Raw genomic sequence first — 11,984 nt, 5'->3', positions numbered from 1 at the left:
CGGTGGTGCGCGCATGACCGGCAGGGGAAGAATCCATGAACGGCGCGAAGTGGGGCTGGTCCTCTCGTCGCGGGAGCGCCTCCACCTTGCCCCGCGGACGCATGTCCCGAATTCCAGCAAACAGCAGAAGTCCCCGCCCCTGATGTTCACTGTCGCAATGTACCCTGTCGCGTATGGCACCCACCGAGGCGCAGCATCTCATCAACGCCCGAAGCTCCACCGTCTGGGACATCATCACCGATGCCGGGAACCTCGCCGTCTGGAACTCCGGCATCACAACCGTTTCGGGCGAAATCCGCAACGGAGGAACCATCAAGATCCGCACCCGACACGGTGGCAACAAACGCTTCCGCCTTCGCGTCCAACAGATCCCGGGCGAGCTCATGACTTGGAAGAGAGTCGTGCAGCCGCGACTGGGCATCACCGTACGCACCTTTGTGCTGACGTCCCGGGCCGGAATGACACTGTTGCTCGTCAGGGACGAGAGCAAAGGCCCGCTGCGCGACATCATCCCGTCCCCCTTCCGCACCACAGAAAAGGACCTCAGTGACTTCGTGGGCGCCGTCAAGCAGCGCGCCGAACTCCTCGGCTAACCTTCCACAGACTACGGGCATTCGCCGAGGGCCCGAGCGGCCCGCAGCTACCGTCAAAAGATTTGGGTATGGAGCGTCCGGCGTGTAGGCAGGATCCGGCCGACATCCCGAAGGCAGCACGGCACAAAGTGCGTTTACGTGGTGCGCCGATCTGCTCCATCAACTCATCGAAAGCACCGGAGGCCTTGAACGACTCCATTTCGCCGGCGGCAGCGATCTAGTGTCCTGCGCCTGAAATTCGCTTCGTAATTATAAAATCAGGATATGGCGAATGTCGGGCGGCCGAAGGCCTTGCTGGATCTGTCGGCTGAAGAACGCGGGACGCTGGAGCGGTGGGCCCGGAGACGGAACTCATCCCAGGCGTTGGCGACACGGTCGAGGATCGTGCTGGCCAGCGCCGAGGGTCTGACGAACGTGGCTGTCGCAGCCCGGTGCGGTGTCGAGCCGCATACTGTGGCGAAGTGGCGGCGCCGGTTCCTGGAGCACCGGCTGGACGGACTGGTCGACGATCCCAGGCCCGGACGGCCGGCCTCGATCACCGCCGACCAGGTCGAGGACGTGGTCGTTGCGACGCTCGAATCCACGCCGGCGAATGCCACGCACTGGTCGAGGGCGAAGATGGCCGAACGCTCCGGGCTCTCGAAGTCCACGATCGGACGGATCTGGCGGACCTTCGAACTCAAGCCCCACCGCGCCGACGGCTTCAAGCTCTCCAACGATCCCTTGTTCGTCGAGAAGGTCTACGACGTGGTCGGTCTCTATCTGAATCCCCCGGAATCGGCGGTCGTGCTCAGTGTGGACGAGAAGTCCCAGGTCCAGGCGCTGGCCCGGTCCCAGCCTGCGTTCCCCATGATGCCCGGCATGCCGGAGAAGCGGACCCACGACTATGTCCGGCACGGGACCACCACCCTGTTCGCCGCCCTGAACACCGCGGACGGGTCAGTGATCTCCAGCCTGCACCGCAGGCACCGGGCCGCCGAGTTCAGGAAGTTCCTGGCCAAGATCGACACCCAGGTCCCCGAGGGCCTGGACGTCCATCTCATCTGCGACAACTACCAGACCCACAAGACCCCGACCGTGAAGACATGGCTTGAGAATCACCCGCGTTTCCACATGCATTTCACCCCGACCTACTCCTCCTGGCTCAACCAGGTCGAGCGGTTCTTCGGATTCGTCACCGAGGACCTGCTGCGCCGCAGTGACCACCGCAGCGTCCAGGCCCTCGAAGCGGACATCCGCAAATGGGTCAGCGAATGGAACACCAACCCCATACCCTTCACCTGGACAAAGACCGCGGAACAGATCCTCGAATCCCTCGGGCGACTTCTGAAGCGAATTTCAGGCGCAGGACACTAGAGACTGCGTTCCTTACACAACAGCTCTGACACCCTCTCCCGGCCTGCTCCGGTCTGACCTTCGCACGACTCGAACGTCATGGCTCTGATCCCGCCGGCGTCATCACCGCCACGGGCGAAGACTGGTACTTCAATTAACGACACGGGCCCTGTCCGCCAGGAAGGTCCCCACTTTCGTAGACTCAATGGAGCTTCGACATGTCTCCTCTAGAGAGACAAGCCCGCCACAGGAAGAGCCATCGATGAAGATTATCGTCCTAGTAAAGGAGGTCCCCGACACGTACGGGGACCGAAAACTGAACCTTGAAACAGGCCTCGCCGACCGAGAAGCCAGCGAGACGGTCATTGATGAGATCGGTGAGCGGGCCTTGGAGCTGGCACTGACGTACGCCGACGCGAACGAAGGCACTGAGGTCGCAGTCCTCTCCCTCGCTCCCAAGGGTGCGACGGCAACGATACGCAAGTGCCTTGCGATGGGTGCGGGGAGCGCCACCCACATCTCTGACGAGGCGCTGCGGGGCGCGGATCTTGGACTTACCGCTGAAACCCTCGCAGCAGCAATCCGTCGGGTTGAGTTTGACCTTGTGATCACTGGCAACGTCTCCACTGACGGATCCGGCGGCATGATTCCCGCGATGCTCGCAGAATTGCTTGACGTGCCGCTTGCTACCGGCCTGAGCTCCGTAGAGATCAGCGACGGCGCGGTGTCTGGCTCTAGGCCCGTTGAATCCGGCGTGCAGAAGGTATCAGCGAACCTCCCCGCGGTGATTTCCATTACCGAGGCGCTTCCCGGGCCGCGCTTCCCAAACTTCAAAGGGATCATGGCCGCGAAGAAGAAACCCCTTGAGGTGCTTAGCCTCGCAGACCTCGGGATCACGGCCGACAACCCGGATGCAGCCCGTTCGATCATGCTGACCGTTGCAGAGAAGCCCCCGCGTGCGGCGGGCGTAAAGATCATTGACGAGGGTGATGCCGGCGAGAAGCTCGCTGACTTCCTTGTAGAAAACCGACTGGCGTAAGGAGAATCGACGTGACTGAATTCCCTCGTGACGCAATCCTCGTCGTCGTGGAACCCCGGGCTTCCGGTGAACTCGAGAAGGCTGCGGCCGGGCTCTTCGGCGCTGCCGCTGCAGTTGGCACCCCGATTGCATTGGTGCTTGCCTCACCCGGCGCCGGGAGCGCCGCCGCCGCGGAGGCCGCGGCCCTTGGTGCCGCGCGCGTGCTGGTCGCAGAGACTCCGGATCCGTCCGTGCTCGGCGTGCCGAGCGTTGACGCGCTTGCCGCCGCTGTGGAGCGGGTGCAGCCAGACGCGATCTTGATTTCGCATTCCCTGAATGGGCGCGACCTCGCCGGCCGCTACGCTGCTCGGTCGCGTGCAGCGATTTCTGCCGACGCGATCGGAGTGTCACGTGATGACGAGGGTGTCGTGGCGCACCACTCCGTTTACGGCGGTGCCTACGATGTGACGTCAACGTCCACGTTTGGGGCGCCGGTGATTACGGTTCGCCAGGGCTCCATCGAGGCGCGTGCCATGGCTCAGCCGCAGGCGTCGGAGACCCTGGCAGTGCCGCGCTCCGGGAAGCCGGCCGCGCGGATCGACTCGTTCGAGGAAGTGGTTGCCGCCACCTCGCGGCCGGAGCTGCGTGGTGCCGCGAAGGTTGTCGCGGGTGGCCGCGGCCTCGGGTCGGAGGAACAGTTCGCCCTCGTTGAACAGCTCGCCGATGCACTCGGTGCTGCCGTCGGTGCTTCGCGTGCCGCGGTGGATGCGGGCTACATCCCGCAGTCGTATCAGGTCGGCCAGACGGGGGCTTCCGTGTCATCACAGTTGTATATCGCGTTGGGCATTTCCGGCGCGATTCAGCACCGGGCTGGCATGCAGACCGCGAAGACGATCGTCGCCATCAACAAGGATGGGGACGCGCCGATCTTCGAGATCGCCGACTTCGGTGTGGTTGGCGACATTTTCAAGGTTGTGCCCCAGCTGATTAGCGCTCTTGAGGCTCGGAAGAAGTAGCGATGGCAACTCAGTCTCGGTCCATTCGGCGGGGCCTGCCGCGCGTCGAAGGCGGTGACCCCTGGCCAGCAGCAGGCGAGGCGCCCGCACGCATTGCCACGGCAGGAGTGGCAACTCCGACGGCGTCTGTTTCCGGAGAGGGATCGGTCACCTCGGGTCCAGCGGCCGCCGCGCCCTCCGTACTCGCTGCTGCCCGGGAAACGGCACCGGGAGCGGCATCCTCTGGTCCGGCCCCTGCAGTGTACGCAGGCGCCGCGGTGGCGCGGCAGCTTCGCCGTGGCCTGCCGCGCGTGCCGGGCGGCGAGCCCTGGCCGCCAGCAGGCGAGGTCTCGGTATCAGTGCCTGCTCTGTCCGAGGCTCCCGCCGCAGGCGCCATGCCCGCGCCGGCCGCCGATGCTGCTGAGAAAGCAGTGCCGGCAGCGACGTCGCCTGCAGCTGCTCCGGCCACCGCACCCGCCACCTTGACGGTGGGAACCACACCGCTTCGTCGCGGGCTTCCCCGCGTCCCCGGTGGTGAACCGTGGCCGCCAGCTGGACTTGCCCCGGTGGTCGCTGCCTCCCCGGCGGTGCAGGCAGAACCCGCGCGCCTGGCGCACGCCTCTGCGCCGGCCAGCAGCGGGCAGGCCCATGCGCCCAGCGCCGTGGAGACCGTTGCAGAGGCGGCGGCTCCGTCGGTGACCGAGAGCGCACCCGCGGTCCCAACCGCCACAGCGCCGGTGGCACCCGCCGCCGTCGTCGAAACGTCCGCCGCCGAAAAGCCGGCCGCCGCCCGAAAAGCCCGCGAGTCCAAAGGCCGAGGCGAGGCTCTACGGTTCGCGCACCCTGGGCCAGTGGATCAAGCGCGTCATGCTCCTCGCCGTCGGCGCCGTGGCTGCCGCCGGGATTCTGGTGCTCGCCGCACGCGGTGTCACCACGCTGCCGGGTGCGCCGGAGTTCCTCGAGAGATACCCCGGCGCCTATCACCTGCCCCCGACCGCCGAGCCCGGCTTCCCGTGGTGGGCGCAGTGGACACACTTCCTGAACATCTTCCTGATGGTGCTCATCATTCGCTCCGGCTATCAGGTGCGCACCCAGCAGAAGCCGCCCGCGTTCTGGACGCCGAAGCGCGGTGGCAAGAAAATCAGCATCAACCTGTGGCTGCACCAGTCGCTCGACCTTTTATGGCTGGTCAACGGACTCATCTTTGCGGTGCTGCTGTTCGCCTCCGGCCGCTGGATGCGAATCGTACCGACCAGCTGGGAGGCGTTCCCGAACGCGCTCTCCGCGCTCCTGCAGTACATGACACTCGACTGGCCCGTCGAGAACGGGTGGGTGAACTACAACAGCCTGCAGCAGCTCATGTACTTCCTCGTGGTGTTCATCGCGGCCCCGCTCGCGGCGGTCACGGGTGTGCGCCTCAGCGAGTTCTGGCCGAAAAACGCGAAGACGCTGAACAGGATCTACCCGGTGGAGGCTGCGCGTGCGCTTCACTTCCCGACGATGCTGTTTTTCGTGCTGTTCATTCTCATCCACGTGTTCCTGGTGTTCTCGACCGGTGCGCTGCGCAACCTGAACCACATGTTCGGCGGCACGGACGTGGTGAACTGGGTCGGGTTCTGGCTCTTCGCGGCCGCAATCGCCGTCACGGTGGCCGGGTGGTACGCCGCCCGCCCGCTCGTGCTCGCACCAATCGCGAAGCTGTTCGGTCAGGTGAGCAGCCGCTAGGCTTCACCGCCTGCACCGGGATAGCCTCCGACGTCGGATTTGCCGCAGCCGCACGCTCACCGCTGACACATGGAAGTATTCACTTATGACTATCGATAATGATGCTGCCGACCTCCCGGCGCCAATAGATTCAACCGGCATAGACGCCTCGACTGAAGTCAGCCGTAGTTGGGACCACATCGGGGCCATCATCGTCGATGCCACCTTGCAGCGACGACAGAACTACTACGCGACGGTCAGGCCACGAGTTGTCGCTCTGGTCGAGGCATGGCCGGATGCCGCCACGACCAGTGGATTCCGGCGGCGCCTCGATACGGGGACGCTTTCCGAAGTTATCAGTTGGCCGTCGCCTGGCCGTCTCGCTCAGGTAGAGGACATGACGGGTGTGCTCGAGAGTCAGGGCATCGAGACGGTAATGGAACTCCGGGAAGCGCTTGGGGACAAAGCCAATAGAGCCGTTCTCCGGGAGGCTCTTGGGACCGTGCGGCATGTCAGTCCCAAAGCGCTCGACTACATCGACACGCTGAGCGGAATATCAACGGGCAGGGCTGTCGAAGGGTAACTAAGGGGAGTGCCCAGGCTGCTGGCATCGAGGACTCGACCTGCGGGCATGTCGCTGCAGTGATCTGGGCAGGTGATTTGTGAAATTGCCAGCTCCCTCGTCGAGGAGGCTACGCCAGAACTACGATACTGAAGGGCGTGCCAGAAATACCCTGAGCCAACGGGAGAGACATAGCGGCCGGCGGCGGTGAGGATGGCCGCGCTGATATTGGTGCCGTCGTCGCTGAGCAGGAAGGTGAAGGAGGCGGCGAACTGCGCGGCGGTGGCGGGCGGGGGACGACGGTTGTCTGCATCAGCGGGCCGAGGCGTTCGGCCGCGAGCCGGATTCCCAACCGCAATCCCCCTCTACGGGTTCTTTCGCTAAACTGACACACCTGAGCCACCGGCGGCAGGATAAGCGGACGACGGCGGGGCTTCCCGCCGTCGTCCGCTTGGGCTGGATGCCGCAGATCTACAGCGCTGACCAGCCGCCGTCTGACGCAAGGATGGGGGTTGCTGGTCTGCCGGACCTCGCGGTCACGCGCGGCCGGCTCCGGATGACCGCCGAACACCCCGAAGTGGCAAGTCCGAGCTACGAGTCCCTGGCGCCGCAGCGTGATGCGTCGCGGGCGTATTTGGTTTCGGTTGGAGCCCGCGAGGACGTAGCGGGGTGTCGGTGTGCCGCGTTTTTCGGCGAGGTTTGAGGCATGGGTTCGGTGGCCGCAGGGTTGGCTCCGGCGCCGGATCTGGTGGCGGCGGTAGCAGTTCTGCGGTGCCGGTCTGATAGAGATTGCTAATCAGGGCAACCGCCTCGATCAGAGCAAACATCCAAGAAACTCTGCAACGGCCGATATCCGGCGTTACGTAAACCAAAGCAATAGTCAACTATTATTTCGGCTGGAACCTTGTCCGATCTCAGTTATGTTGGCAAGAATCTCAATAGACATGGCCATGTACGACCGGCCAAGCTCTGTCTCACCACCACTTGGCAACGCGACTGGCGGACTGGCCTTGCGCTACCTGACCAGTCGCACCTCGCGGCCGCCGAGATGCATACGGAATTGCCAATTCAAATGAGACGCCGGCGACAGGATCTGTCTCAGTCAACTTGGCAGAACCCCACGTCGCCGTTGCCAACTTTACTGAGACGGGACAAACCTCAGAGGAGAACCAGAGCAACTTCTCCTACCTACAGACCGGAGCAGCGGCTGGAAAGTATGCGTGGCAGGTGGCAAACGAGGGAGAAGAACGCCTGCGGCACTGGACCCCCAGGCGACAGGCGCATGATTTCGCGGCACACGATGGCTTTGGCATGGTCGTGACCCATTTCACCGTTGCTTCTTTGTGCCGTTGATTACTCGGCGATGTCCTCCGCCCACAGTTCAGGGTGTTCGGCCTGGAAGGTGCGCATCATCTCGACGCATCGGGCATCATTCAACACCACTACTTCGACGCCACGGGAGCGCAGAAGATCGAATTCGCCGGGGAACGTCTCGGCCTCGCCCACCACCACGCGCGGAATCTTGAACTGGATGATGGTACCGGTACACATCGCACACGGCGCCAGGGTGGTGTAGAGGGTCGTGTCCCGGTAGCTCTTCTGGCGTCCGGCAGCCCGCAGCGCAGACATCTCGCCGTGGGCGATTGGATCACCATGCTGGACACGCTCGTTGTGGCCGCTGGCAATCACTTCCCCGCCGCGGGCCAAGGCAGCGCCGATCGGGATGCCGCCCTCTCGGAGACTCTTTTGTGCGGCTTCGTAGGCAGCTTCGAAAACCGGGTCCGTGGTGGTTCGTTCAGTTTCGGTCATGGATGCAGTCTAAATTGGCGCGCCGCGCCTGGCGCCGTCGATCAATCGGGCCGGCGGAGTGTCTTCGTCCGCGGGCCGGCGGGAAACCAGCTCGAGCCGGTGAAGCCAGCTGTCACCAAAGTCGTACTCGTAGAACGCCGCACCTGAACCCAGCGCGAGCAGCTGATCAAGGGAACAATCCTCCTCAGGCCTGTCCGCCGGTTCTTCGCACTCCTGCCCGGGAAGCCACTGCAGGTCTTCCGGAACCTCTCCATCAACCGGCCGCAGCGGCCCGAACGCATCATCTGATGTGAACCTGTGCAGGTGCGCGTCCTCCCAGCCAAAGGCGGCCTGCAGGACCTGGTGTACCTGATCCAGTGCCATGGAGCCACGGATCTTGAACTGACGCCATATGTCAGGCTCGCTGTGGACCAGTTCCACGCGAACCTCCAGGATCTCCGGGCGAACCCGGTTGCCGGCCTCAAGTTTGTCCATGCAGCCCATTCTTTCAGGGTCCGCCACCGTACTCAGAACGGGGAGCTATCCCGTGCTTCAGCGCACGTAGGGCGGGAGGGAGGCGTCGTTGAAGGGCTCGAACCAGTACTGATTTTCATTGGGGTAAGGCCCAGTTGCATGTTCAGTTCGATGTCGCCTTCGAAACCGTCCATGGCGTTCTGGCAGCGCAACTCGCTGTCCGTGTCTTCGAGCAGGTGTTGTTCAAGCAGGCCCCGCCAGTTGTCTGCAAGATCGAGGTTTTACAGGTCCTGTATGACTTCGACCTGGTCAAAAAGGCAGCGGAGCGCCAGCTCCTGGGACGCAGGAAGGACGCGTCCAGCCGCCGACCAGCGCCCCGGTCATGTCCGCAGCTATGATGAGAAACTGTTGGGCGAACCGGACGTCGTATTTGTCGGCGTGCCGGGGTGGCAGAGCGGACAGGACGAAGGTGTTGGCGATGTCCTGGCGAACCCGGTCAAGGTTCCCTCAAACCGTCGAGATCCTCGAAAAGCTGGTCGATCAGGACGGCGGAGGCCTCCCACAGGGCGCCGGCCAGGAGCTTTGCCTAGAACAGGCTCCTGTCGCGCCGCTCCGGGGTGATTGAGCCGGCCCATTCGAGGTCATCAGCGTCCAGGCGGCTCCGCTGATCCTCCGTCAGATCGTCCAGGCGCGGTTCGAAACCTAACTGCTTCAGGGTCAGGCCCGTAAGCCCCTCCCCGACCTGCAGCACGTACTCGACATAGTTCTCTTCCTTACGGTGTTGTTGTGGGTGATTTCGGGGCTGTCGTAGTGTTTCGATCACCCTCGGGTGGCGGGTATGGCACAGATCTCCCTGCCGCTTGGACGGCCCACTGGGAATGGCCGCCCGCTGCCCGCCGATAACTCGACCGCTGATTGAGAATTACGACATTGATCGTTGGGTAAGGACGTGCCGGCGCAGTTATCGACAGGGCCACGAAAAATCGGAGCTGATCGAAGGGACAAGGCATGCCGGCGGTGTGGGCAGGAATCGACTCAGGCAAGAGAACACATCATTGCGTACTTATCGACCAATCCGGGACGGTAATGCTTTCGAAACGGGTTGAAAACGACGAAGGCGTACTCCTCGAGCTCATAGCCGAGGTCGCGGAGATCGCCGCCGGTGGCGAGGTCTGCTGGGCCACGGATCTGAACGCCGGCGGCGCGGCGCTGATGATCGAGCTGTTGGCCGCGCACGCCCAGCGGCTGCTCTATATCCCCGGACGGGTCGTGCATCACGCCGCAGCAACCTATCGCGGGGATGGCAAAACTGACGCCAAAGACGCCCGGATCATCGCCGACCAGGCACGCATGCGCACCGACCTCCAACCGGTTCGCACTGCGGACCAGATCAGCGTTGACCTGCAGCTGCTTACTGCCCGCCGCACGGATCTGATGTGTGATCGGGTCCGGGCGATCAACCGGCTCCGGGCCACTTTGCTGGAGTACTTCCCCGCACTTGAGCGGGCATTCGACTACTCCAAGAAGGCGCCCCTGATCCTCCTGGGCGGCTATCAAACGCCGGAAGGCATTCGGCGGATAGGACTGACCCGGCTCACAAGCTGGCTCAAGAAACGCAGATGCCGTAACAGCGCTGCCATGGCAGAGAAAGCCCTTGAGGCCGCGAACTCCCAGCACACCGTCCTGCCGGCCCAATCCACGGGCTCAGCCCTGGTCGCCCGGCTGGCCGACCAAATAGGCACAATCGACGCAGAGATCGCCGGCGTCGATGCCCAGATCACGGACATCTTCCGGAAGCACGAGAGCGCCGACGTTCTGCTGAGTATGCCAGGGTTCGGCCCCGTTCTCGCGGCAACTTTTCTCGCGAACATCGGCGGCAATCTGGAGGGTTTTGACTCGGTCGACCGGCTCGCCAGCGTCGCCGGGTTGGCACCGGTCCCACGAGATTCAGGACGAATCAGCGGGAATCTGCACCGGCCGCGTCGCTTCAATCGCAGGCTTCTCCGAACCTGTTACCTCGCCGCCCTCTCCAGCCTGAAGAACAGCCCGGCCTCACGAATCTACTACGACCGGAAACGCCGCGAAGGAAAGTCCCACAAGCAGGCGCTCATCGCCCTCGCCCGACGCCGAATCAACGTCCTCTGGGCCATGCTCCGCGACCACAGCACCTACCGGGAACCACTGCCAAGCATCACCGCTCAGGCGGCTTGACAGAAACATTGAGATTCCCAGTCATGCCCCCGATGCTACCGCCTTACCCTTCGGCACTCCCGGCGCACGGACTTGCCCGGCACGACACCGCTGCCGTACCGTGCCACTTCACCACATTCACCTAGTTTCACCCACTTTCCCCTAGTGTCCTGCGCCTGAAATTCGCTTCGTAATTATAAAATCAGGATATGGCGAATGTCGGGCGGCCGAAGGCCTTGCTGGATCTGTCGGCTGAAGAACGCGGGACGCTGGAGCGGTGGGCCCGGAGACGGAACTCATCCCAGGCGTTGGCGACACGGTCGAGGATCGTGCTGGCCAGCGCCGAGGGTCTGACGAACGTGGCTGTCGCAGCCCGGTGTGGTGTCGAGCCGCATACTGTGGCGAAGTGGCGGCGCCGGTTCCTGGAGCACCGGCTGGACGGACTGGTCGACGATCCCAGGCCCGGACGGCCGGCCTCGATCACCGCCGACCAGGTCGAGGACGTGGTCGTTGCGACGCTCGAATCCACGCCGGCGAACGCCACGCACTGGTCGAGGGCGAAGATGGCCGAACGCTCCGGGCTCTCGAAGTCCACGATCGGACGGATCTGGCGGACCTTCGAACTCAAGCCCCACCGCGCCGACGGCTTCAAGCTCTCCAACGATCCCTTGTTCGTCGAGAAGGTCTACGACGTGGTCGGTCTCTATCTGAATCCCCCGGAATCGGCGGTCGTGCTCAGTGTGGACGAGAAGTCCCAGGTCCAGGCGCTGGCCCGGTCCCAGCCTGCGTTCCCCATGATGCCCGGCATGCCGGAGAAGCGGACCCACGACTATGTCCGGCACGGGACCACCACCCTGTTCGCCGCCCTGAACACCGCGGACGGGTCAGTGATCTCCAGCCTGCACCGCAGGCACCGGGCCGCCGAGTTCAGGAAGTTCCTGGCCAAGATCGACACCCAGGTCCCCGAGGGCCTGGACGTCCATCTCATCTGCGACAACTACCAGACCCACAAGACCCCGACCGTGAAGACATGGCTTGAGAATCACCCGCGTTTCCACATGCATTTCACCCCGACCTACTCCTCCTGGCTCAACCAGGTCGAGCGGTTCTTCAGATTCGTCACCGAGGACCTGCTGCGCCGCAGTGACCACCGCAGCGTCCAGGCCCTCGAAGCGGACATCCGCAAATGGGTCAGCGAATGGAACACCAACCCCATACCCTTCACCTGGACAAAGACCGCGGAACAGATCCTCGAATCCCTCGGGCGACTTCTGAAGCGAATTTCAGGCGCAGGACACTAGTAGTACTTTGTTAGGTTGGTGGGG

The 11,984-nt window shown here is 63.7% G+C and carries 11 protein-coding genes; 8 read left to right on the top strand and 3 right to left on the bottom strand.

The genetic code is table 11. The features are described 5' to 3' along the window. Positions 1 to 173 precede the first annotated feature (173 nt). From QFZ69_RS01600 to QFZ69_RS01575, 6 genes are all read left to right on the top strand, one after another. Complete coding sequence (locus QFZ69_RS01600) at positions 174 to 593, top strand: SRPBCC family protein (RefSeq protein WP_306915131.1); 420 nt, start codon at positions 174 to 176, stop codon at positions 591 to 593. A gap of 264 nt (positions 594 to 857) precedes the next feature. Further along, a complete protein-coding gene (locus QFZ69_RS01595) occupies positions 858 to 1,949 on the top strand; it encodes an IS630 family transposase (protein WP_306912900.1) in 1,092 nt (363 codons plus the stop codon). A 241-nt stretch (positions 1,950 to 2,190) separates the two neighbouring features. Further along, positions 2,191 to 2,967 carry an electron transfer flavoprotein subunit beta/FixA family protein gene (locus QFZ69_RS01590; RefSeq protein ID WP_306915129.1) on the top strand — a complete coding sequence of 259 codons (777 nt, stop codon included), beginning with the start codon at positions 2,191 to 2,193 and terminating at the stop codon, positions 2,965 to 2,967. An 11-nt stretch (positions 2,968 to 2,978) separates the two neighbouring features. Then, positions 2,979 to 3,962, top strand: coding sequence for an electron transfer flavoprotein subunit alpha/FixB family protein (locus QFZ69_RS01585; RefSeq protein ID WP_306915127.1), 984 nt, complete (start codon positions 2,979 to 2,981; stop codon positions 3,960 to 3,962). A gap of 846 nt (positions 3,963 to 4,808) precedes the next feature. Then, positions 4,809 to 5,666 (top strand): cytochrome b/b6 domain-containing protein, encoded by an 858-nt coding sequence (locus QFZ69_RS01580; RefSeq protein WP_306999870.1) that lies wholly within the window; start codon positions 4,809 to 4,811, stop codon positions 5,664 to 5,666. A gap of 85 nt (positions 5,667 to 5,751) precedes the next feature. Continuing rightward, a complete protein-coding gene (locus tag QFZ69_RS01575; protein ID WP_306915124.1) occupies positions 5,752 to 6,228 on the top strand; it encodes a hypothetical protein in 477 nt (158 codons plus the stop codon). A 1,332-nt stretch (positions 6,229 to 7,560) separates the two neighbouring features. On the opposite strand, the gene QFZ69_RS01570 is transcribed toward QFZ69_RS01575, so the two are convergent. The 3 genes from QFZ69_RS01570 to QFZ69_RS01560 all read right to left on the bottom strand — a co-directional run bounded on the left by QFZ69_RS01570 (position 7,561) and on the right by QFZ69_RS01560 (position 9,220). Continuing rightward, complete coding sequence (locus QFZ69_RS01570; RefSeq protein ID WP_306915122.1) at positions 7,561 to 8,016, bottom strand: nucleoside deaminase; 456 nt, start codon at positions 8,014 to 8,016, stop codon at positions 7,561 to 7,563. Between the two features lie 9 nt (positions 8,017 to 8,025). Beyond that, entirely contained in the window at positions 8,026 to 8,490 is a 465-nt protein-coding gene (locus QFZ69_RS01565; protein WP_306915120.1) for a plasmid pRiA4b ORF-3 family protein, read from the bottom strand. A gap of 565 nt (positions 8,491 to 9,055) precedes the next feature. After that, a complete protein-coding gene (locus QFZ69_RS01560; RefSeq protein ID WP_306914741.1) occupies positions 9,056 to 9,220 on the bottom strand; it encodes a hypothetical protein in 165 nt (54 codons plus the stop codon). A gap of 257 nt (positions 9,221 to 9,477) precedes the next feature. On the opposite strand from QFZ69_RS01560, the gene QFZ69_RS01555 reads away from it, so the two are divergent. Both QFZ69_RS01555 and QFZ69_RS01550 read left to right on the top strand, forming a co-directional pair. Then, positions 9,478 to 10,680 carry an IS110 family transposase gene (locus QFZ69_RS01555; protein ID WP_306914726.1) on the top strand — a complete coding sequence of 401 codons (1,203 nt, stop codon included), beginning with the start codon at positions 9,478 to 9,480 and terminating at the stop codon, positions 10,678 to 10,680. Positions 10,681 to 10,868: 188 nt separating this feature from the next. Beyond that, positions 10,869 to 11,960: an IS630 family transposase gene (locus QFZ69_RS01550; protein WP_306915118.1), complete on the top strand. Its 1,092-nt coding sequence runs from the start codon at positions 10,869 to 10,871 to the stop codon at positions 11,958 to 11,960. Positions 11,961 to 11,984: the final 24 nt, after the last annotated feature.

It is taken from the genome of Arthrobacter sp. V1I7 (assembly GCF_030817015.1).
In the GTDB taxonomy this organism is placed as follows: domain Bacteria; phylum Actinomycetota; class Actinomycetes; order Actinomycetales; family Micrococcaceae; genus Arthrobacter.
The sequence above is the reverse complement of the archived record's forward strand: the minus strand, read 5'-3'. Positions and strand labels throughout refer to the sequence as shown.